Raw genomic sequence first — 22,104 nt, 5'->3', positions numbered from 1 at the left:
GCGACGAGCACGAATCCGCAAGCCCGAGCGGGCTCACTTAAATGGGGTCAAATATCTTCGGGCTAGCGGGTCATGTTTTGCCGGCACGCCGCCGCCCACGCGTGCAGGGATGCCGGGGCGATCCGATATCAAACAAACAGGCTTGCCATGATGGCCGCGGCTCAACGCGTCAAGTCGTCGGGCAGACGAAACGGGACGCTCGCCGCGGCCAGGCGCGGTGCTTACCGTTTCAGGCGCACCACGTACAGGCAGGGAGCGTTCGGATAGACGCTCAGGCTGAAATTCGGCGGAGTCGAAATGAGACTCCCCTGGATCGCCGGCTTGTACGCGACCGTTCCGCTCGATACGTCTGCCAGCTCAACGACCGGCGGGAATGGATCGGGAATGAGGTTCGACGTGAAGTTCAGGGTCAGCTTCCGGTCGGACATTTCATAGAAACCGCCATACGCCTTGATCTCGTAGATCACGTCGGCCTGCACGCCTGCGGGAACCGGATCGGGCTTGCCCAGACACACCGTCCCGTCACGGACCACGCCGTCCTGCGGCGTCTTGAACGTATACGTCGCCACGCCGTCGTCGGTCACGAGCGTCATGGTTGCATTCGGGATCGTGCTCTTCGTCAGCTGTATCGACTTGTAGCCGCTCGGACACTTGAATGGGGTGGTTTGATCGGTCGACGTGGCATCCGTTCCCGCACCGGTCGAGCCGTTATTGCTGTTGCCGGTGTTGCCAGTGTTGCTGCTGGTGCTGCTGCTGTTGCCGGTTGCCGTGGCGCCGCTACCGTCACCATCGCCCCCCCCACATCCCGCCAGCAATACCGCCGCTCCGATCACGGTTGCCAGACACAGTCGATTCATTTTCATTTCCTTTTGTTTGAATTGTTAAATACAGCCAATTACTGATGTTGCATGCCCTGCTAGATCGATGCGGGCCGTTCCCCTCTTGGCGGGCTACGCCCGCTTTCCGTCTCATGGCCGTTGGTTGACGGTGATCCGCGCCGACTGGCCGGACCCGAAATTCGGATTCCCGTTGATATAACCGGCCTGCTGCGTATTGACGAGAATCGGCGAGTTATTCAGGATCGCGCCGTTCTTCTGAACGTCGAACCGGTTATTGATATTGACCGATACGCGAGCGCCGGCAGGCTTGCCGATATTCACCTCCGGCAAACCGTTTTGCGTCTGGATCACGTGGGTGGGCGTGCCCGGCGTCAGCGCGAGCGAAGGCGCGCCGGCCAGCGATGCGGCCGCGGTCGGCCGGCCCGAACCGCCGAGTGCACGCCGGCAGGCACGGCGCTCGCCGGAGGCTTTCTTCCCCGAAGCAGCAGCCGTCTCTTCGACAGCCACCACCATTCCCCGGAATCTGGAATACCCCAGACGGCACGTCTTCTTGTTCATCGTTCTTTATTGGACTTCTTTTCAGATCGATGAACGGTAGCAAAGCAATCGTCAGCAAACCATAGGGCGACTGTCAACAATTGCCAAACGTTGTAAAGATATGAAGCAATGCATTTTTTGGATGCTTCTTATCCCCCACCACTTCAAATCAATTCATGCGATTTTGATTGCAATTAATCAGAATTCGTTTGCATTGATTCTCGATTTACCTCGTCGCAGGCAAGAATCGTCCCGATATCGCACTGCGTGTCGATAATCGGGAAACAGTCAGAATGTCTTGCCGGCCATTCGCCACATCGGGCTATTCGGCCTCGGTTTGCATTCTTACGGGCGCCACAGCACGCGCGCGCACACTCATCACTTCCCCCGCTCATGCGCTGCCAGCCCGATCGCCTTGTAGTCGTAGGTCGGATAGAACTCCGTCCGATACGCGCCCCACGCCGTATCCTCGAGCACGCGATTCACTTCACGCACCCGCGACGCGGGCAACCGCAGCACGACGATCTGCCCGATCCCCATAGCCACGGTCCAGCTCACCACTTCGACGCCCGGCGGCGGAAACGCCTTGTAGAAGCCCTGCTTCGCCAACTGCGCGTTCAGCTCGGCAAGCGGGCGCGACTGATCGTGTTTCAGGAAAACCGTGAGCAGCACCGCATTGTCGGGTGTTGCCGCGTCCGTGCCGGCCGGCACGGTCGAGGTCTGGGCGATGGCCGGTGCGCTGCAAAGCGCGACAGCAATGGCAAGCGAAACGGTGACACCAAGCGCGCGCAACGAAAACGGAATAGTCGGCATGACGTGACTCCGTCGACACAGGATGGAGCCGCCATCATGCACCGTCCCGCGCGTCGCTGCCGGCGGCCGCGCTACGCCACCCCCGCACGCTCCCGCAGCACGTCGATAAACGCGCGCAGCTTCGCCGGCACGTGCTTGCGATTCACGTAATACAGCCACATCGGCGGCAGCGTCCGGCACGCGCCCGGCAACACCTCGACGAGCGCGCCGTCGCGCAGGTCCTGCTCGATCCGTTCGCGCATGAACGCGAACGCGATCCCGACACCGGCGCGCGCCGCGTCGATCACCGCATCGGCATCGTTCGTCACGAATACGCCTTCCGGATCGAGATCGACATCGCGGCGCCCGTCGTGCAGCAGCCATTTGTGCAGCCGCCCGCTCTCCGAAAACCGAAAGCGGATACATGCATGCCGCTCGAGCGCCGCGATCGACGCAGGCGTGCCGTGTCGCGCGAGATAGCCGGGCGATGCGACGAGCGCGCACGACAGCGCAGGCGCGATCCGCACGCCGATCGTGCCCGGCTGCAGCCGGTCGGCGAGACGAATGCCCGCGTCGAAGCCGTCCTTCGCGATATCGACGAGTTCGTTCTCGTAGCGGATCTCGAGCCGCACTTTCGGATAGCGCTCGCGGAATACGGCGAGCACCGGCGCGACCACGAGCGTGCGCGCCAGCGGCAGCGCGGTCACGCGCAACACGCCGCTCGGCTCGCTGCGCGCATCCTTCAGCTCGTCGCGCGCCAGCACGACCTGCCGGTACGCGGGCTCCGTCTGCCGCCAGTAGCGCTGCCCGGCTTCCGTCAGGCTCACGCCGCGCGTGCTGCGATTGAACAGCTTCACGTTCAGCTCGCCCTCGAGCTGCCCGATCGCGAGGCTGACGGCAGCCGGCGTCAGGCCAAGCGTGGCGGCCGCCCGCGTGAAGTTGCCGGCCGTCGCGACCGTCATGAACACGTGCAGCCCGGCCATCGGATCGCGTCGGCTCATCATTAGAAAAACTTGAAACTCTTTCGAGTGGAATGCGGATTCTCCCATATACCGCAACTGTCTACACTGGCCCTGTCGCGTCACCGGAGCATCGAATGGACCCGCTCACCAACACCCTGCCGCTCGCAGCCGCCCGCCGTACGATCGAAACCGCACTCGCGCATGCCGCATCGTTGCCGGTCGCGGGCATTGCCGTCGCGATCGTCGATGCGGGGGCGAACCTGCTCGCGTTCGTGCGCACCGACGACTGTTTTCTCGGCGCGATCGATCTCGCGCAGCGCAAGGCGCTGACGGCGGTCCGCTTCCGTATATCGACCGGCGCGCTCGGCGCGATGTCGGGCGACGGGCCGCTGCGCGGGATCGAGCACAGCCACGGCGGGCTCGTCACGTTCGGCGGCGGCGAACCGCTCGTCGACGACAGCGGACGCTGCGTCGGCGCGATCGGCGTGTCGGGCGGCAGCGTCGACGAAGACACCGCGATCGCCCGGCACTGCCGCGACCGCTTTCAGGCCACCTACCACTCCACGAGGTAAGCACATGACCCAGAAACGCATCCTCATCACCGGCGCAGGCACCGGCTTCGGCCGCGAAGTCGCGCTGCGGCTCGCCGCACGCGGTCACGACGTGACGGCCGGCGTGCGCGTCACCGTCGAGATCGATGCACTGACGGACGCCGCCGCGCAACGCGGCACCGCACTGCGCGCCATCAAGCTCGATGTCACGTCGGCCCACGATCGCGCCCGCGCGGCCGAGCTCGACTTCGACGTGCTCGTGAACAACGCGGGCGTCGGCGAAGCAGGCGCGCTCGTCGACCTGCCGGCCGGGATCGTCCGCGACCTGTTCGACGTCAACGTGTTCGGGCCGCTCGAACTCACGCAGCAAATCGCGCGCGGAATGCTGTCGCGCAAGCGTGGCAAGATCGTGTTCGTGTCGTCGATCGCGGGCCTGATTACCGGGCCGTTTACGGGCGCCTATTGCGCATCGAAGCATGCGGTCGAATCGATCGCCGAGGCGATGCACGCTGAACTGGCGCCGCACGGCATTCGCGTCGCGACCGTGAACCCCGGCCCGTACAGCACCGGCTTCAACGACCGGATGATGGAGACCACGAAGCGCTGGCACGATCCGGCCGTCCACACCGTGACACCCGAGCAGCTGACGTTCCCGCTCGAACAGCACGATCCGGAAGAGATGATCGCGAAGATGGTCGACGTGATCGAAAGCGACGGCGGCGCATTCCGCAACCTGTTGCCGCAGTCGTCGGAAGCGTTCGTCCGTGCCGAACAGGCGCGCGCCTGGGATCGTCAGCAGTGATGTAAACCGGCGGCGGCCGGCGGTTCACGCAGGAACGCGACGCTCGCCGCCCGGCCTGTCGCGCGCCGCGTTCGCGGTCGCCAGCCGTCCCGACGGCCCGGGCCGCCGCAGGCCAGCGCGTCGCCGAAGCCGGGCCCGCATAACGGCAGACCGCGTCAAGCCGCGCCGCCCGCGTTCAGTACACGTCGCGCATGTAGCGGCGCGCCTTCGCGAGCCGCGCGACATAGTCGCTCGCATCGTCGTCCGACATGCCGCCGTGCTCGGCGACCACCGCCTTCAGCGCCGTATCGACGTCCTTCGCCATCCGCGCGGCGTCGCCGCACACGTAGAAGTGCGCGCCTTCCTCCAGCCATGCGAACAGCTCGGCGCCCTGCTCGCGCATCCGGTCCTGCACGTAGATCTTGTCGGCCTGGTCGCGCGAGAACGCGAGATCGAGCCGCGTCAGGAAGCCGCTGTCGTGCATCGCGCCCAGTTCGTCGCCGTAGTAGAAATCGGTCTGCGCATGCTGCTCGCCGAAAAACAGCCAGTTGCGCCCGCGCGCGCCGCGCGCCTGCCGCTCGTGCAGGAAGCCGCGGAACGGCGCGACGCCGGTGCCGGGGCCGACCATCACGATCGGCACGTCACCGTTCACCGGCGGCCGGAAATGCGCGGACTTCTGCACGAACACGGGCACGCGGCCGTCGTCCGCGCGATCGGCGAGGAACGTCGACGCGACGCCTTTGCGCGCGCGCCGGCCGTTGTGATAACGCACGGCCGACACGGTCAGGTGGATCTCGCCCTGGTGCGCGCTCGGGCTCGACGCGATCGAATAAAGGCGCGGCTGCATGCGCTTCAGCATCCCGACCAGTTCCGCGCCCGACAGCTCGACCGGAAACTCGTGCAGCACGTCCGCGAGCTGCTGCCCCCACAGCCATTGCTTGAGGTCGCTCTTACGGTCGTCGCCGAGCAGCGACTTCAGCGCGCCGTTCGCGCTGCGCGACGCGATGAAGGCGAGCGCGTCCGGATGCGGACGCGTGATGTCGAAGTGGCGCGCGAGTGCATCTCCGAGGCGCATGTCGCCGGCGCCCGCCACCGACACCGGCGCATCGGCCTTCAGCGCGGTGACGGACAACAGTTCGTCGACCAGTTCCGGGCAGTTGGTCGGCCACACGCCGAGCGCGTCACCGGTTTCGTATTCGAGGTTCGCGCCTTCGGTCGACAGCGACACGTAGCGCGTGTCCTTCGCGGCGCCCGGACGGTTGAGCCGCAGGTTCGCGACGAGCTTCGACGGCGCCGGATGCGCCTTCGTCGGCAGCAGCCCAGACGGGCTCAGGCCACCGGACGGCACCGCGTGCAGCGCGGCATCGGCCTCCTTGATCCGCGCGACGACGCGTTCGAGCCACTGGTCGGCGTCGCGCTGGAATTCGACGTCGCAATCGACGCGTGCGCACAGACGCACCGCGCCGAGTTCCGCGAGCCGCGCGTCGAGCCGGCGGCCGTGGCCACAGAACTGGTCGTAGTTGCGGTCGCCGAACGCGAGCACCGCGAAGTGCACGCCGTCGAGGCGCGCGGCGCTGCCGGCCTGCAGCGCTTCCCAGAATTCACTGCCGTTGTCGGGCGCATCGCCGTCGCCGAACGTGCTCGTCATCAGCAACACGTATTGCGCACCGGCGAGCGACGCCACCGGATAGTCGGACATGCACGCGGTGCGGATCTCGAAGCCCGCGTTCATCAACTGCGTCGCGTAATCCTCGGTCAACGATTCGATGTTGCCGGTCTGCGATGCCCACAGCAGCACGACCTTCGGCCGCGTGCGCACGATCCGCACGCCGCCGGACGCGGCGGCATCGGTCGGCAGCGCGGGCGCCGCGGCACCCGGCAAGCTCGCCGGCAACGAGCGGCTGAACAACCCCGCGAGCATCCCGTCGAGCCAGAACCGCACCGGCGGCGTGAGCGGCGCGCCGGCCGGCAGCACCGGCACGCTGCCCTCGCGCCGGCCGGCGCTTGCCTTCAGCCCGCTGACGAGCCCGGCCACGTACAGCCGTTCGTTGTCCGTCAACGGCGGCGGCGCGAGGTCGGCCACGCCGAGCGCGGCCGCGAAAGTGTCGATATCTGCCATGTCGGATTCCTGTGAAGCAGTCGCCTGCACCGTCGCCGGCGCGGGCCGCGCGTCGGCGGCAAGTGCATCGGGTTGCGCCGTTTCTTCGTCGGCGGACGCGAACGCATCGGTCTCGACGCGCCGCAGTGCAACCGCGCAGTATTTCAGTTCGGGTTGCTGAGATTCCGGATCGATCGCGTCGTTCGTCACCGCGTTGATGCACAGGTCGTCGCCATACACGTCGTTCCAGTGCATCGGCGCGAAGCAGTTGCCACGTTGCACGCGCTCGGTCACGACGGCCGGCAATACCGCGCGGCCGCGCGCCGAGCGGATTTCGACGCTATCCTTCGCGGCGATGCCGAGCGCGCTTGCATCATCAGGATGCAGCTCGACGAACGGGCGCGGGTTGAGCTTGTTCAGCATCGCGACCTTGCCCGTCTTCGTCATCGTGTGCCATTGGTGCTGCAGCCGCCCGGTGTTCAGCACGATCGGGAACGTGTCGTCGGGCAGTTCGGCCGGATCGACGTGCGGCCGAGCGAAGAAGCGCGCCTTGCCCGACGGCGTCGGGAACGCGATGCTCGGTGCGGCGTTGCCGTCGGCGGCCGCGCGCAGCGTCTGGCTCACGCCGTCGTTCAGGTAGCGGATCGGGTGCCGCTCGCGCGCGGTGCCCGGCGCGACCGGCCACTGCACGGGCCCGTCGCGCAGCGCCGCATGGCTCGCGCCGCGCAGGTCGTAGCCCGTCGCCGGATTCGAGAAACGGACGATCTCGTCGAACACGTCGGCCGCCGACGCATAGTCGAACGCATCGCCGAAGCCCATCGCGCGCGCGACTTCCGCGACGATGCGCCAGTCGGGCAGCGCGTCGCCCGGCGGCGCGACGGCCGCGCGCATCAGCGTCATGTTGCGCTCGGAGTTGATCATCACGCCGTCGCCTTCGGCCCACAGCGCGCCGGGCAACAGGATGTCCGCGTAGCGGTTGGTTTCGGTATCGAGGAAGGCGTCCTGCGCGATCACGAGTTCCGCGGCCTGCAATCCGGCGATCACGTTCTGCCGGTTCGGCACCGTGGCGACCGGGTTCGTGCAAATGATCCAGCATGCCTTGATGTCGCCGGCCGCCATCCGCTCAAACAGGTCGACGGTGCCCTTGCCGGTTTCCTTGCGCAGCGTGCCGGCCGGCACGCGCCACAGGTTCTCGACGAAGCGGCGATCGTCGTCGGACGCTACCGAGCGCTGGCCCGGCAGCCCGGGGCCCATGTAGCCCATCTCGCGCCCGCCCATCGCGTTCGGCTGGCCGGTCAGCGAGAACGGCCCGCTGCCGGGGCGGCAAATCCGCCCGGTTGCGAGATGCAGGTTGCAGATCGCGTTGGTGTTCCACACGCCGTGCGTGCTCTGGTTGAGCCCCATCGTCCAGCAGCTCATCCATTCGTGCGCGTCGCCGATCCATTGCGCGGCCGTGCGCAGGTCGGCTTCAGCGAGCCCTGTGATTTCCGCCACGCGCCCGGGCGTGTAGTCGGCGAGGAACGCGGGCATCGCGTCCCAGCCTTCGGTGTACGCGTCGATGAACGCGGCGTCGGTGCGGCCGTTCGCATGCAGCAGGTGCAGCAGCCCGTTGGTCAGCGCGAGATCCGTGCCGGGCCGGATCTGCAGGAACAGGTCGGCCTTGTCCGCCGTGCCGGTGCGGCGCGGATCGACGACGATCAGCTTCGCGCCGGCCTTCACACGATCCATCATCCGCAGGAACAGGATCGGATGGCAGTCGGCCATGTTCGCGCCGATCACGAAAAACAGGTTCGCGCGATCGAAATCCTGGTACGACCCGGGCGGGCCGTCCGCGCCGAGCGACTGCTTGTAGCCGGTGCTCGCGCTCGCCATGCAGAGGCGCGAGTTCGACTCGATGTTGTTGGTGCCGACGAAACCCTTCGCGAGCTTGTTGACGAGGTATTGCGCCTCGATCGACATCTGCCCCGATACGTAGAACGACAACGCGTCCGGCCCGTGCGCATCGAGCACCGCGCGCAGGCGGCGCGCCGTGTCGGCGATCGCGTCGCGCGCCGGCAGCGGCACGAGGTCGTCCTCGCGAGCCCGGCGCACGAACGCGCGATCGAGCCGCCCCGAGCGGCGCAGCGCGACGTGCGCCGACGAGCCCTTCGTGCACAGCCGCCCGAAGTTGGTCGGATGGTCGGAGTCGCCGGACACCTTGACGACTTCGCCGTCCTCGACGTGCAGCACCATCCCGCAGCCGACGCCGCAGTACGGGCACACGCTCTTGACGCGGGTGGCGCTCATGCGCGCTCCGGGGCGGTCAGGCCGCGATCCACACGAAACCGTCCTCGACCCGCGACGGGTACGCGCTCACCGATTGCTCGGGCGCCTCGAGGCATTCACCGGTGCGCAGGTCGAAATGCTGCTTGTACAACGGCGACGCAACGACAACGCGCTCGCCGAGGCTGCCGATCAGCCCGCGCGACATCACGGCCGCCTGCGACACGGGATCGACGTTGTCGATCGCGAACACGCCGCCCTCTTCGGCATGCGCGACGTGAAAGACCGCGACCTGCTCGCCGTTGACGAGTGCGCACACGCCGGTGTTCGGCACGATGTCGTCGAGCGGGCACACGCGGGTCCAGGACAGCGGAAGACGATCGTTCATGATGGGCTCCTTGGAAAAGATGCGGGTGTCGGTCAGGGTCAAACGGTTGCGGGTTCGGTTACGGCTTGCGCCGCGCCTGCGGCGACGACGGGAATCGAAACGGGCTTGCCGCCCGCGCGTTCGCCGGGCGTCGCCGGCCGGATCTGGCCGCGCGTCTCGACGAATTCGATGGTCGTGTCCGGCGCGTCGCTGTTCACGAAGTGACGGAAGCGCTTGCGCGTGTCGGGATCGGTGACGGCCTTCTTCCACTCGCATTCGTAGGTGTCGACCACGTGCTGCATGTCGGCTTCGAGTTCAGCCGCGATCCCGAGCTTGTCGTGCACGACGACATCCATCAGGTAGTCGAGGCCGCCTTCGAGGTTGTCGCGCCACACGCTCGTGCGCTGCAGCCGGTCGGCCGTGCGCACGTAGAACATCAGGAAACGGTCGATATAGCGCACCAGCGTGGCGCGGTCGAGGTCGGACGCGAGCAGTTCCGCGTGGCGCGGCTTCATCCCGCCGTTGCCGCATACGTACAGGTTCCAGCCCTTCTCGGTCGCGATGACGCCGACGTCCTTGCCTTGCGCTTCCGCACACTCGCGCGTGCAGCCGGACACACCGAACTTGATCTTGTGCGGCGCGCGCAGCCCCTTGTAGCGATTCTCCAGGTCGATCGCGAGGCCGACCGAATCGTCGACGCCGTAACGGCACCACGTCGAGCCGACGCACGACTTCACGGTGCGCAGCGCCTTGCCGTACGCATGGCCCGATTCGAAGCCGGCCGCGATCAGCTCCTCCCAGATCGACGGCAATTGCTCGACGCGCGCGCCGAACAGGTCGACGCGCTGGCCGCCGGTGATCTTCGTGTAGAGCCCGTACTTCTTCGCGACCTGGCCAACGGCGATCAACCCTTCCGGCGTGACTTCGCCGCCCGGCATACGCGGCACGACCGAATACGTACCGTCGCGCTGGATGTTCGCGAGGTAGTAGTCGTTCGAATCCTGCAGCCCGGCGTGCTCCTTCTTCAGCACGAATTCGTTGAAGCACGACGCGAGAATGCCCGCCACCGCCGGCTTGCACACGTCGCAGCCGAGGCCATGGCCGTGCTTCGCGAGCAGTGCGTCGAAGGTCGTGATGCGCTCGACGCGGATCAGGTGGAACAGCTCCTGGCGCGAATGCGGGAAGTGCTCGCAGATGTGGTTGTTGACCGCGAGGCCCTGCTTCTTCATCTCGGCCTTCATGATCTGCGTGACGAGCGGCACGCAGCCGCCGCACGACGTGCCCGCCCCCGTGCATGACTTCAGCGCGCCGAGGCTCGTCGCGCCGTCGGCAACGGCCGTGCAGATCTGCGACTTCGACACGTTGTTGCACGAGCAGATCTGGGCGCCGTCAGGCAGCGCGTCGACGCCGAGCGCCGGCTTCGCGACACCGTCCGACGACGGCAGGATCAGGAATTCCGGCGACTCGGGCAGCTCGATGCGGTTCAGCATCATCTGCAGCAGCGTGCCGTATTCGGCCGCGTCGCCAACCATCACCGCGCCGTGCAGGAACTTGCCGCAGTCGGACACCACGAGCTTCTTGTAGACCTGGCGGCGCTCGTCCGCGTACTGGTAGGTGCGGCTGCCGGCCGTCGTGCCGTGCGCGTCGCCGATGCTCGCAACGTCGACGCCCATCAGCTTCAGCTTTGTGCTCATGTCGGCGCCCGCGAATGCAGCCGCGCCCGTGCCATCAGCGCCGCCTGCAAGCTGCTTCGCGACCACGCGCGCCATGTCGTAGCCGGGGGCGACGAGGCCGTACACCATGCCGTTCCACGCCGCGCATTCGCCGATCGCATAGATGTCGGCGTCGCTCGTGCGGCAGGCGTCGTCGATCGCGACACCGCCGCGCGGGCCGATGTCGAGCCCGCACGCACGCGCCAGTTCGTCGCGTGCCCGGATGCCGGCCGAGAACACGATCATGTCGGCGTCGAGATGCGAGCCGTCGGCGAATGCCATCCGGTGCGTGCCTTCCTCGCCATCGACGATCTCGAGCGTGTTCTTGCCCGTATGCACGGTCACGCCAAGCGACTCGATCTTCGCGCGCAGCATCCGGCCGCCGCCGTCGTCGACCTGCACGGCCATCAGCCGCGGCGCGAATTCGACGACGTGCGTGTCGAGCCCCATGTCGCGCAGCGCCTTCGCGCATTCGAGGCCGAGCAGCCCGCCGCCGACCACGACGCCGCGCGTCGCGTGCTCGCCGCACGCCTGCATCGCCTCGAGATCCTCGATCGTCCGGTACACGAAGCAGCCCGCGCGATCGTGCCCCGGCATCGGCGGCACGAACGGGCGCGAACCCGTCGCGAGCACCAGCTTGTCGTACGCGAGCGTTTCGCCGGACGCGAGCGTGACCGTATGCGCGGCGCGGTCGATCGACGCGACGCGCGCATTCAGGCGCAGGTCGAACTGCGGATGACGCTCGAAGAAACCAGGTTCGACGAGCGACAGGTCGTCCGCCGACTTGCCCGCGAAGAATTCGGACAGGTGCACGCGGTCGTAGGCCGGGCGCGGCTCCTCGCCGAGCACGGTGACCTGCAGCGCGCCCGCGGTGCCCGCTTCCGCCGCGACGCATTCGAGGAGCTTGTGGCCGACCATGCCGTGGCCGATGACGATGAGTTTCATGATGACGTTTCCTTCGGTCGATCAGTTCGCGACGCTGCTGGCAGCCAGCGCGCGATCGCGCAGCTCGGCTTCGCGTGCCTTGTGTTCTTCGCTGAAGCGCACGGCCATCGCGCACAGTGCGGTCGCGGTGACGGCCAGGCCGAGCAGGCTCAGCGTGTACTGCACGTCGCCGACGCCTTTCAGCAGGAAGCTCGCGGCGACCGCGCCGACGTTGCCGCCCGCGCCGACGATCCCCGCGACGCCGCCGAGTGCCTTGCGGTCGATGAAGGGCACCAGCGCGTAGGTCGCGCCGCAAGCCATGTGCGTGAAGAGGCCGAACGTGAGCATCGCGACGAGTGCGATGCCGACGCTTTGCGCATGCGAGAACCAGATCAGCCCGAGCCCTTCGCCGACGATCAGCGCGCACAGCAGCGTCGCGCGCACGTCGAGGCTGCGGCGCGCGGCGATCTTGTCGGACAGCCAGCCGCCGAGCGCACGGGCGAACAGCGCGAGCAGCCCGAACAGGCCGACCGCGAAACCGGCGTCCTTCAGCGAGAGGCTGAAGTGATCGACGTAGTACAGCGCGGCGATGTTGTGGATGAACACCTCGACGCCGAAGCACGCGCCGTACGTGACGAACAGCATCCACACGCGATAGTTGCCGCAGGCCGCGACGAAGCTCGCCCAGCCGCCCTTCTTGCCGCTGTCGACCGTCACGCCTTCCTTGCGCAGCGCGACGAAGTCGCCTTGCGGGCAATCCTGCGTGAAGCGCCAGTACGCCCAGGCCATCACGAGCATCGCGACGCCCGGCACGAACAGCGCGATACGCCACGACGAATCGTCGCCGAAGCCGAGCATCAGGCCGGCGGCCACCAGCAGCGGCATCAGCGCCTGCGTCGCACCGGCCCCTGCGTTACCCCAGCCGGCCGTCGTCGCGTTCGCGGTGCCGACCACGTTCGGCGCGAACATCACCGACGTGTGGTATTGCGTGATCACGAAGCCCGCGCCGATCGCGCCGATGCCGAGCCGGCAGATCAGGAACGACAGGTAGTCGTGCGTGAACGACACCGCGAACACGGGGATCGCGCCGAGCAGCAGCAGGCCGACGTACACGCGGCGCGGGCCGAAGCGGTCGCACAGCGGGCCGACCAGCAGCCGCACGGCGATCGTCGCGGCCACGGCCGCGATATTGATGTTGGCGACCTGTGCGGCGCTCAGGTGGAATTCGCGTGCGATCAGCGGCATCAGCGGCGCGCACGCGAACCATGCGAAGAAGCACACGAAGAACGCCATCCACGTCAGGTGGAACGCGCGCATCGGCGCGGTGCGGAAGCTGAAGAGATCGATACGGGTAGCTTTGTCGGTCATGTCATCCGCCAAACGAAAAACGGCGTCCTGCGCACCCGGTCTCGTCGAGACCCGATGCGTAGGACGCCGTTGCCCATGAAGCCCGTTGCCGGGCGCGTCTAGTAATCGGTACTGCGGACGAATCGCCATTGATGCGCCCGAACCAGCTTATGCAAACGCCGTGCCATGTCGACGCGAATCGGCCCTGCTGCCCCGCCGCACAAGGCGCATCGGGCGCCGTGCGACGCGCGGCGACACCCGGCACACGATGCGCGTTGATGCAGCGAGGCACAGATGTGGTGCGCTGCAGCACTGTCGCCGTGCGACATCACGGTGCGCGCTGACGGGGCACGATGCACGCCGATGCGGCATTGCGGCTGCCCGCGCGCGGCGGCCGCCTGCGCGCACGGGGCCCGCACGTGGCCATCATGCGGCGCGGTGCGCGCCGTTCCCGCCTCGCCTGCGCGACTTGCCGTGCCGGTTGGCCCGGATATTGCTGAACCCGATGCATGACACCGGCAACGGCGCCGGTGGGCAGTCCCCGCAAACCAGACCCGTCGCGCAGGCGGGCCGACCAGGACAACGGCGTCCCCCCCGTGCGCGGCACGGCCGGATGCCGGTGCGTTTCGACCGCCCGCCGCCGCCGCGCAGACAACGCGCTATCGGCCGCCACATGCAGGCGGCACTGGAACACGACATGACGACAGGCAAAGTCACGCTGCTGGGCGCCGGCCCCGGCGATCCCGATCTCCTTACACTGAAGGCCGTGAAGGCGCTGGCCGCTGCCGACGTGCTGCTGCTCGACGATCTCGTCGCGCCCGGCATCGTCGAACTCGCGCCGCAGGCGCGCGTGATCCGCGTCGGCAAGCGCGGCGGCTGCCGCTCCACGCCGCAGGCGTTCATCGAGAAGCTGATGCGCCGCCACGCGCTGCGGGGCGCGCACGTGGTGCGCGTGAAAGGCGGCGACGCGCTGCTGTTCGGGCGCGCCGGCGAAGAACTCGCCACGCTGCGCGCCGCCGCGATTCCGGTCGAGATCGTCAATGGCATCTCGTCGGGATTCGCGGCCGCCGCGAGCCTCGGCATCTCGCTCACGCACCGCGAGCATTGCCACGGCGTCACGTTCGTCACCGCCCACCGCCAGGACCACGGCGAACCCGACTGGGCGCGTCTCGCGGCGGCCGGCACCACGCTCGCGATCTACATGGGCATGAGCCGCGTCGACAGCATCGCCGCCGGCCTGCTCGCCGTGCTGCCGGCATCGACGCCGGCCGCGGCCGTGCAATGGGCCGGCACGCCCGACGAACGCCGCTGGACCGGCACGCTCGCCAATCTCGCGCGCGGCATCGACGAAGCACGGCTCGGCAGTCCGGCCGTGATCCTCGTCGGCGGCGCAATCGGCGAAGCGGTCGTGCAGGACGTGCCGGACGCGGGGGCCGCGATCGAAACGGCCTTGTCCCGGGCCGCGTAGCATGCGCGACACCACGCGGCACCGGCCGCCCACCTATCATGAAGACAGCGGCACCGTTCGCACCGGCCGCCGGGTCGCCGTGCGCGGCGCCGACACGATGTCCGCACGGCGCCACCGCCTCCCATCGGCGCATCGCGCCATGATTTCGCCGCCGCCGTTCGCGTCATGAGTACGCCTGCTTCCTCCACCCGCCTGCGCGTGCTGCTCGTCACCGATACCGACAAGCCGATCGGCGAGCTCGGCGACGCGCTCGCGCAGCTCGGCTACGACATGCTGAACGACGTCGCGACGCCCGCGCGCCTGCCGGCCGCCGTCGAGGAGCAGCATCCCGACGTCGTGATCATCGATACCGATTCGCCGTCGCGCGACACGCTCGAGCAGCTCGCGGTCATGCATGCCACCGCGCCGCGCCCCGTGCTGATGTTCAGCCACGACGCCAACCAGTCGCTGATCCGCGCAGCGGTCGGCGCGGGGGTCAGCGCGTATCTCGTCGAAGGGCTGTCGGCCGAACGCCTCGCACCGATTCTCGAAGTCGCGCTCGCACGCTTCTCGCACGACGACGCGCTGCGCCGCCGGCTTGCGGATGTCGAGCGTGAACTCGCCGAACGCAAGCTGATCGACCGCGCGAAGCGGATGCTGATGGACCAGCGCAGGCTGTCCGAACACGACGCGTACGCGGCGCTGCGCAAGCGCGCGATGGATCAGGGCCTGCGTATCGTCGACGTCGCGCGGCAACTGCTCGACGCAACACCCGAGTCATGACCGCTATGGATACCTCCTCTCCCGTCGCGCCGGAACGCGCGCATCTTCGCCTCGGGTTCGTCGCGCTGAGCGACGCGGCCCCGCTGATCGTCGCGCAGCGCCTGAACCTCGGTGCGCGGCACGGCCTCACGCTCGAACTCAGCCGCCAGCCATCGTGGGCCGCCGTTCGCGACAAGCTGCTGAGCGGCGAGCTGGACGCCGCGCATGCGCTGTACGGGCTCGTCTGCGGGCTGCAGCTCGGGATCGGCGGCCCGCAGGCCGACATGGCCGCGCTGATGGTGCTGAACCGCAACGGCCAGGCGATCTCGTTGTCGCGCGGCCTCGCCGACGCCTATCGCGGCAGCGGCAGCGTGCGCGAGGCATTCGCAACGCTCGGCCGCAAGCCGCTCCTCGCGCAGACGTTCCCGACCGGCACGCACGCGATGTGGCTGAACCACTGGCTCGCGTCGCACGACGTCGACCCTCTGCGCGACGTGCGCAGCGTCGTGATCCCGCCGCCCGAGATGGTGGCCGCGCTCGCCAGCGGCGAACTCGACGGCTTCTGCGCCGGCGAGCCGTGGCATGCGGTGGCCGAGGCCTGCGGCGCGGGGCGGACCGTCGCCGTCACGAGCGAGATCTGGCCCGATCATCCGGAGAAGGTGCTCGCCGCCCGGCGCGATTTCGTCGCGCTGTATCCGGCCACCGCGCGCGCACTGATCCGCACGCTCGTCGATGCCTGCGCGTGGCTCGACAGCGCCCCGCACCGTCGCGAGGCGGCCGACTGGCTCGCGTCGCCCGACGCGCTCGGCGTGCCGGCCCGGCTGATCGCGCCGCGCCTGCTCGGCGACTACGGATCGGGGCCGTTCGCCGTGCCGCCGCTGCCGATCCGCTTCCACGACGGCGGTGCCGTGAACCGCCCCGATCCGCGTGAAGGCCAGTGGTTCCTGTCCCAATACCGGCGCTGGGGCATGCTCGACGGTTCGCACGACGACGCGGAGATCGCCAGAGCGATCGCGCAAACCGCGTTGTATGATGCTGCCGTCGCCGAAAGCGGCGCACCGGGCCCGTCGCGGGCGTGAGGCGCGCCGCGTGATGCAGGCGGCGCGCGCTCCCGCGCCACGCCTGTCCGGGCCGCCTGTCGGCGCCCGGCACGCGCCCCCGGGTGACGCCGCATGACCACTCCGTCCCCGATCAGATTCGATGCCGAAACCCACGCGCGCGCCGCTCGACGTGCTGCTCACTGAAATCCGCGCGTGCCGTGCCTGCGAAGCCGACCTGCCGCTCGGCCCGCGCCCGGTCGTGCGTGCCCATCGCGATGCGCGCATCCTGATCGTCGGGCAGGCGCCGGGCACACGCGTCCATACGAGCGGCATCCCGTGGGACGACGCGAGCGGCAAGCGGCTGCGCGGCTGGCTCGACGTCGACGCCGACATCTTCTACGACGAGACGCGCTTCGCGATCGTGCCGATGGGCTTCTGCTACCCGGGCCGCGGTGCCAGCGGCGACAACCCGCCGCGCCCCGAATGCGCGCCGCTGTGGATCGACCGGTTGCTCGCCGAGTTGCCGTCGATCCGGCTCACGCTGCTGATCGGCCAGTATGCGCAGCGGCATTTCCTGCGCGACACGCGCAAGGCCACGCTGACCGACACCGTCCACGCATGGCGCGACTACGGCCCCGACGTGCTGCCGCTGCCGCATCCGTCGCCGCGCAACCAGGCGTGGTTCAAGCACCACCCCTGGTTCGACGCCGACGTCGTGCCCGAGCTGCGGCGCCGGGTCGCGCCGCTGGTCACCCGGTAAACGAAACCATTGCCCTGTCGCGACGCTTCGCGACGTCCCCGTCATCCGAATCGAAACAGAATGAACGACACCCCCACCGATCTCGACTTTGCCTGCAACGGCTGCGGCGGATGCTGCCGCGACCTGCGCATTCCGCTGACGATCGACGAGGCCACTGCGTGGCTGCAGCGCGGCGGCCACGTGGAACTGCTGTGCGACGCGATGCCGTGGCTCGTCGAGCCCGAGCCCGACAACGCGTTCGCCGCGTACAAGCGCGTGCGCTCGACCGCCGCGCTCAGCGGCTCGCTGCCCGTCCGCATCACGGTCATGCTCACCGCGACCCATGCCGGGCCGTGCCCGAACCTGCTCGACGACCTGCGGTGCGCGATCTACGACGAGCGCCCGCTCGTGTGCCGGATCTATCCTGCCGAAGTAAATCCGTTCGTGCCGCTGGTGCCGGGCGGCAAGCAATGCACGCCCGATGCGTGGCAGCAGGCACCGTTCGTCCGCGGCGGCACGATCGTCGACGCGGCTACCCGCGAGAACATCGCACGTTCGCGTGCAGCGAGCGAAGCCGAGACGCCGCTGCGGGCACGGCTTTGCGCGGCATTGGGGATCGATACGGCGGCGGTTGCCAACGAAGGGTTCGCGATCCATGCGCCGCCGGCCGCCACGCTGCTCGCGGCGCTGACGGCGCTGCGCGCGGCGGAGCCGGCACCGGCCCGCGCCGACGACGCCATCGCTTGGACGCTGGTGTCGAACCGTACGTCGACCATGGATGCGCTCGTGTCGGTCGGCGCGACCAGTCAGCGTGCAGGTAGCGGCAGCCAGCACGCCCGTTATCTCGGCTTCCACCCGGACGAATGACCGCCGCGCGGCACGCCGCGAGCGACACCGGGCAAAGCCGTGCGGCCGCACGGATCGCCGCCGCGCCCGGTTCGCTGTACCATCGCGGCTCAACCGCGTCACGAACAGCAGAATCCTTCATGCCCTCCACCGCCCCGCCGCGCCTGTACGGGATGCCCGAACGCAGCGACCGGCTCGACTTCTACATCCGCGACCAGGCGTCGCGCCAGGCCATCACCGAGCCGCACCGGCACGCGTATTTCCAGATCCAGTTCAATCTCGGCGGCGACACCGAGCAACGGATCGGCGGCGTCACGCGGCCGTTTCCGCGCGGCGCGCTTGCGTTCGTGCTGCCGCACCGTGAGCACCTGATCCCGCATCCGGAAGGTGCGCACTTCATCGTGATCAACTTCAGCCAGGCGTTCCTGCGTGCCGACCTCGACGTCGATCCGCTCGACCTGGAGGACGTGCCCGCCCACCGCTTTCCCGAGCTGACGCCGTTCCGCTTCCAGGAACACCTCGATTTCATCCTGACCGGCGACACCTACGACGAAGCGCGCCGCCTCGCGCTGTGCATGCTCGATACCGATCGCGTGCGCACCTTCGGCTCGACCACGTTGCTGCGCGGCTACCTGCTGCAACTGATCGGGCTCGTCTGCACGCAGTACGCGGGTGCGCTCGACAAGCTCGCACAGCGCGGGGCCCAGCGCGCGGGCCGGCGCGATGCGCTCGCGCGCGTGCTGCGGCACGTGCGCGCCAACCTGACCCGCGAGGACCTGACGCTTGCCGCGACCGCCGAGGCCGCGTTCCTGTCGCCCAACTACCTCGCGCACCTGGTCCGCAAGGAAACCGGCAGCACCTTCACCGATCTCGTAACCGAGCGCCGGATCGCGCTCGCGCAGTCGCTGCTGGCCCACACGAGCCGGCGCATCGCGGATATCGCGCGCTCGGTCGGGTTCCGCGACGAAGGGTATTTCGCGCGGCGCTTCCGCGCGCGGGTCGGCGTGTCGCCGAAGGCGTACCGCGACGCGAATGCCGCGCTGCCCGGCGGCGACGACACGCCGACGGCGGCCGACGCGTAGTTTTGTCCCGGTAAAACGCAGTTGCGTCGCATCCGGCCGCACGGGCGTCGGGTATCGTTGCACGCATGCCGGCCCGTGCGCCGCACAGGCGCGGCATCCGTCTTCCCACCGAACGAGGCCCTCCGATGTCCGCATATGTCATCGACGCTGCCGAGCGTCCTTCCGTCGAAGTCGAACAGTCGTCCGCGCGCTTTCCGGTGCGCCGCGTCTTCTGCGTCGGCCGCAACTACGCCGACCACGCGCGCGAAATGGGCGCCGATCCCGACCGCGAACCGCCGTTCTTCTTCACGAAACCGGCCGACGCGATCGTCCCGGCCGGCGGCACCGTCCCCTATCCGCCGCTGACCAACGACCTCCATCACGAAATCGAGCTGGTCGTCGCGATCGGTAAGGACGGGCGCTCGATCGACCCGGCCGACGCGCTGTCGCATGTATGGGGCTACGGCGTCGGCGTCGACCTCACGCGCCGCGACCTGCAGGCCGAAGCGAAGAAGCTGAGCCGTCCGTGGGATTGGGCAAAGGGCTTCGACGCATCGGGCCCCGTGACCGCGCTGCGCGCGGCGTCGGCCACCGGCCACCCGGCGACGGGCCGCATCTGGCTCGCAGTCAACGGCGAAACGCGCCAGCAAGGCGACCTCGCCGACATGATCTGGGCCGTGCCCGACGTCATCGCGTATGTGTCGCGCTCGGTCGAGCTGAAGGCCGGCGATTTGATCTTCACCGGCACGCCGGCCGGGGTCGGCGCGCTGCAGCCCGGTGATCGCGTCACGGGCGGCGTCGACGGCGTCGCGACGTTCGAGTTCGTCGTGGGCGCGAAGCCGTAAGCCGTCACGCAGCAAGCATGGCGGCCGCCAGTCCGGGGCCGCCGTGCGATATCCCGATGCCGGTCAGTCGTAGCGGCGCAGGAATGCGTCGGCGACGGCCGGTGGATTCAGCGCTTTCGCCGCTTCGTTTTCCAGCGCCTCGGCAGCGTTGTCGTCGCTGATCGACACGAACAACGTGATCGCCGCCCTTTCGTCGCCCGTGCCGAACAGGCCCTCGCGGTCGAGCAGGCGCAACGCACCGATCATGTCGGCGTGCAGTTGCCGCGAAAATTCCGAGAATCTCGACCGGACAAACTGCGGGCTCAGCACGTCATCGGCGAGCTTGCCGCAGATCGCATTGAACGGCGACGCTTCCGCCGCCGCATACGCCCATTCCGAAAAGCCCCACGCATACCACGGGTCGTCATCCGCGACGGCCTGCTGCTCGCGGATCCGGCGCAGCCCCTCGACCGAATTGGCCGCCGGCACCACCGTCATCGCGCCACTGTCGGTATACAGCGCGAACGCGTAGAAATGCTCGTCCGGGTGCAGCGCCCGCAGCGCCCTGAATGTCGCTCTCGCGGCGTCGGCGATTTCTCGCTGGAAATCAGAAAAGTCGCTCATCGCTCCCTCGTCCAATCGCCCTTCGCGCGCCGGAGCATGCCCGGCGCGCGGCGGGTTCGTCGTCTCCCGATATTCGGTCGATTGTCCGCCAATCGCCCGCGGCACGGTAGCGGTGCCCGCACCCATGCCCGACAACGCGCGGCGATACCGCGTACTCGCGTTCACCGCCCGGCATCCCGCGCCTCGAACACCCGCACGCAGACGGCCGCCGCCAGCGCGATCGCGGCCGACAGCAGCATCATCGCCAGCGGCGCATAACCCGCGTTGCCCGGTGTCAGCACCGCGCCCGTCAGCGACGAAAGCGCGGCGCCGCCGGCGATCGTCATCGCGCCGGCCAGCCCCGACGCGCTCCCGGCCAGCTCCGGGCGCACCGACACCGCGCCGGCATGCGCGCCGGGATTGGTCAGCCCGTTGCCGATGCCGACCAGCACGCACGGCCCGAACCACGCGATCGCCTGCGTCGCGCCGCCGAACATCAGAGCGAGGCCGAGCAACGGCCCCGCACACGCGACGATCCGCCCGCACAGGATCGTCGTGGCCAGCGCGAAGCGGCGCGCGTAACGCGCGGCCAGGAAGCTGCCACACACGAAGCCGGCCGTGATGGTCCCCATGTAGAAGCCGATCTCCGCGGGCGCGATGCCGAACACCGTCTGCGCGGCGAGCGGTGCGCCGGCCAGGAACGCGTAGAACGAGCCGGTCGAAAACGCCATGCAGAGCGCATAGGCCCAGAAACGGCGCGCACGAAGCAGCGCCGGATACGCGCGAAGCTGCTGCCCGAGGCTCGACGACCGGTTCGCATGGGTTTCGACGAAATCGAACGCGCACCAGACGAACAGCGCGATGCCCGCCGCGCCGAGCAGCCAGAAACTCGCGCGCCAGCCCGCCGTCTGGTCGAGCGCGCCGCCGAGCGTCGGGCCGAGCATCGGCGCGAACGCGGCCGCCATCGCCGCATAGCCGATCCGGCTCGCTGCGCGCGCACCGCCGCCGGTGTCCCGGATCGTCGCCATCGACACGGGATAGACCGACGTGATCGCCGCCTGCATCAGCCGGCATGCCAGAAACGCCCGAATATCGGTCGCCATCGCGCAGCCGAGCGAGCCGAGCGCGAACACACCGACGCTCGCCAGCACGACCGGCCGCCGCCCGAACCGGTCCGACAGCGGCCCCATCACGAACTCGAGCGACGCGGCCACCGCCGCGTATCCGCCGAGCGACAGCGCGACGAGCGCATAGTCGGTGTGCAGGTCGCGCGCGATTGCCGGCAACGACGGCAGGAACAGGCTCAGCGGCAGCACCGAGAGCGCGCACAGCAGGATCAGCGTCGCGTGTCTCGGCGACGCCCGTTCGGAAGCGATCGGCAGGTTCGATTGCAAGCGGATGCCCTCCGCGCACATGCCGCACGGCCGTGCGCAATGCAAAAAAAAGCCCCCGAGCGAGTCGGGGGCGCATGGGTGCCGGCGCGGTGCCGCTACCGGACCCTGCGCCTGTGGACTACTACGATGAAGCAAGCCGTTTTCATGCCGAATGGCTCCTGAATGCCGGGCTGACTGCCCGCGATATCGAACGATGTTAGGCGGGCGACACCCGCC

The 22,104-nt window shown here is 68.7% G+C and carries 19 protein-coding genes; 9 read left to right on the top strand and 10 right to left on the bottom strand.

Going from position 1 to position 22,104, the window contains the following annotated elements:
• Nucleotides 1-221 precede the first annotated feature (221 nt).
• The 4 genes from ACPTTF_RS23575 to ACPTTF_RS23560 all read right to left on the bottom strand — a co-directional run bounded on the left by ACPTTF_RS23575 (nucleotide 222) and on the right by ACPTTF_RS23560 (nucleotide 3,169).
• The gene (locus ACPTTF_RS23575; RefSeq protein ID WP_423368431.1) at nucleotides 222-857 is read right to left on the bottom strand and encodes a hypothetical protein; all 636 of its coding nucleotides are present in this window, start codon (nucleotides 855-857) and stop codon (nucleotides 222-224) included.
• 111 nt (nucleotides 858-968) lie between these two features.
• Nucleotides 969-1,397 (bottom strand): hypothetical protein, encoded by a 429-nt coding sequence (locus ACPTTF_RS23570; protein WP_423368430.1) that lies wholly within the window; start codon nucleotides 1,395-1,397, stop codon nucleotides 969-971.
• Nucleotides 1,398-1,754: 357 nt separating this feature from the next.
• Nucleotides 1,755-2,189, bottom strand: coding sequence for a hypothetical protein (locus ACPTTF_RS23565; protein WP_423368429.1), 435 nt, complete (start codon nucleotides 2,187-2,189; stop codon nucleotides 1,755-1,757).
• A 71-nt stretch (nucleotides 2,190-2,260) separates the two neighbouring features.
• Nucleotides 2,261-3,169, bottom strand: coding sequence for a LysR family transcriptional regulator (locus ACPTTF_RS23560; RefSeq protein ID WP_423369860.1), 909 nt, complete (start codon nucleotides 3,167-3,169; stop codon nucleotides 2,261-2,263).
• A gap of 95 nt (nucleotides 3,170-3,264) precedes the next feature.
• Here ACPTTF_RS23560 and ACPTTF_RS23555 point away from each other — a divergent pair, with 95 nt between their 5' ends.
• Both ACPTTF_RS23555 and ACPTTF_RS23550 read left to right on the top strand, forming a co-directional pair.
• On the top strand, nucleotides 3,265-3,702 hold the full coding sequence (locus tag ACPTTF_RS23555) for a GlcG/HbpS family heme-binding protein (protein WP_423368428.1): 438 nt from the start codon (nucleotides 3,265-3,267) through the stop codon (nucleotides 3,700-3,702).
• Between the two features lie 4 nt (nucleotides 3,703-3,706).
• Nucleotides 3,707-4,483, top strand: coding sequence for an SDR family oxidoreductase (locus tag ACPTTF_RS23550; RefSeq protein WP_423368427.1), 777 nt, complete (start codon nucleotides 3,707-3,709; stop codon nucleotides 4,481-4,483).
• A 175-nt stretch (nucleotides 4,484-4,658) separates the two neighbouring features.
• Here the strand turns inward: ACPTTF_RS23550 and ACPTTF_RS23545 are convergent, their stop codons facing one another.
• From ACPTTF_RS23545 to ACPTTF_RS23530, 4 genes are read right to left on the bottom strand one after another with little or no spacing between them, the layout of a single operon-like run.
• Complete coding sequence (locus tag ACPTTF_RS23545) at nucleotides 4,659-8,846, bottom strand: molybdopterin-dependent oxidoreductase (protein WP_423368426.1); 4,188 nt, start codon at nucleotides 8,844-8,846, stop codon at nucleotides 4,659-4,661.
• A gap of 16 nt (nucleotides 8,847-8,862) precedes the next feature.
• The gene (nirD, locus tag ACPTTF_RS23540; RefSeq protein WP_011354949.1) at nucleotides 8,863-9,210 is read right to left on the bottom strand and encodes a nitrite reductase small subunit NirD; all 348 of its coding nucleotides are present in this window, start codon (nucleotides 9,208-9,210) and stop codon (nucleotides 8,863-8,865) included.
• A 38-nt stretch (nucleotides 9,211-9,248) separates the two neighbouring features.
• Nucleotides 9,249-11,846, bottom strand: coding sequence for a nitrite reductase large subunit NirB (nirB, locus tag ACPTTF_RS23535; protein ID WP_423368425.1), 2,598 nt, complete (start codon nucleotides 11,844-11,846; stop codon nucleotides 9,249-9,251).
• A 21-nt stretch (nucleotides 11,847-11,867) separates the two neighbouring features.
• Nucleotides 11,868-13,193, bottom strand: a complete 1,326-nt coding sequence (locus ACPTTF_RS23530) for an MFS transporter (RefSeq protein WP_166951978.1) — start codon at nucleotides 13,191-13,193, stop codon at nucleotides 11,868-11,870.
• A 676-nt stretch (nucleotides 13,194-13,869) separates the two neighbouring features.
• Between ACPTTF_RS23530 and cobA the strand changes: the two genes are divergently transcribed.
• From cobA to ACPTTF_RS23495, 7 genes are all read left to right on the top strand, one after another.
• A complete protein-coding gene (cobA, locus tag ACPTTF_RS23525; protein WP_423368424.1) occupies nucleotides 13,870-14,640 on the top strand; it encodes a uroporphyrinogen-III C-methyltransferase in 771 nt (256 codons plus the stop codon).
• 165 nt (nucleotides 14,641-14,805) lie between these two features.
• The gene (locus tag ACPTTF_RS23520) at nucleotides 14,806-15,402 is read left to right on the top strand and encodes an ANTAR domain-containing response regulator (protein WP_166951972.1); all 597 of its coding nucleotides are present in this window, start codon (nucleotides 14,806-14,808) and stop codon (nucleotides 15,400-15,402) included.
• 5 nt (nucleotides 15,403-15,407) lie between these two features.
• Entirely contained in the window at nucleotides 15,408-16,460 is a 1,053-nt protein-coding gene (locus tag ACPTTF_RS23515) for a CmpA/NrtA family ABC transporter substrate-binding protein (protein WP_423368423.1), read from the top strand.
• Nucleotides 16,461-16,581: 121 nt separating this feature from the next.
• The gene (locus ACPTTF_RS23510) at nucleotides 16,582-17,181 is read left to right on the top strand and encodes a uracil-DNA glycosylase family protein (protein ID WP_423368422.1); all 600 of its coding nucleotides are present in this window, start codon (nucleotides 16,582-16,584) and stop codon (nucleotides 17,179-17,181) included.
• 60 nt (nucleotides 17,182-17,241) lie between these two features.
• Entirely contained in the window at nucleotides 17,242-18,027 is a 786-nt protein-coding gene (locus ACPTTF_RS23505) for a YkgJ family cysteine cluster protein (RefSeq protein WP_423368421.1), read from the top strand.
• A gap of 119 nt (nucleotides 18,028-18,146) precedes the next feature.
• Nucleotides 18,147-19,088: a helix-turn-helix transcriptional regulator gene (locus ACPTTF_RS23500; protein WP_423368420.1), complete on the top strand. Its 942-nt coding sequence runs from the start codon at nucleotides 18,147-18,149 to the stop codon at nucleotides 19,086-19,088.
• A 125-nt stretch (nucleotides 19,089-19,213) separates the two neighbouring features.
• Entirely contained in the window at nucleotides 19,214-19,912 is a 699-nt protein-coding gene (locus ACPTTF_RS23495; RefSeq protein ID WP_166951951.1) for a fumarylacetoacetate hydrolase family protein, read from the top strand.
• A gap of 63 nt (nucleotides 19,913-19,975) precedes the next feature.
• Here ACPTTF_RS23495 and ACPTTF_RS23490 read toward each other — a convergent pair whose 3' ends face one another.
• Together ACPTTF_RS23490 and ACPTTF_RS23485 are read right to left on the bottom strand one after the other, a co-directional pair.
• The gene (locus ACPTTF_RS23490; RefSeq protein ID WP_423368419.1) at nucleotides 19,976-20,515 is read right to left on the bottom strand and encodes a DUF4303 domain-containing protein; all 540 of its coding nucleotides are present in this window, start codon (nucleotides 20,513-20,515) and stop codon (nucleotides 19,976-19,978) included.
• A gap of 161 nt (nucleotides 20,516-20,676) precedes the next feature.
• On the bottom strand, nucleotides 20,677-21,888 hold the full coding sequence (locus tag ACPTTF_RS23485) for an MFS transporter (protein ID WP_423368418.1): 1,212 nt from the start codon (nucleotides 21,886-21,888) through the stop codon (nucleotides 20,677-20,679).
• Between the last annotated feature and the right edge of the window lie 216 nt (nucleotides 21,889-22,104).

The organism is Burkholderia crassaminum, from assembly GCF_964265005.1.
Taxonomy (GTDB): Bacteria; Pseudomonadota; Gammaproteobacteria; order Burkholderiales; family Burkholderiaceae; genus Burkholderia.
The sequence above is the reverse complement of the archived record's forward strand: the minus strand, read 5'-3'. Positions and strand labels throughout refer to the sequence as shown.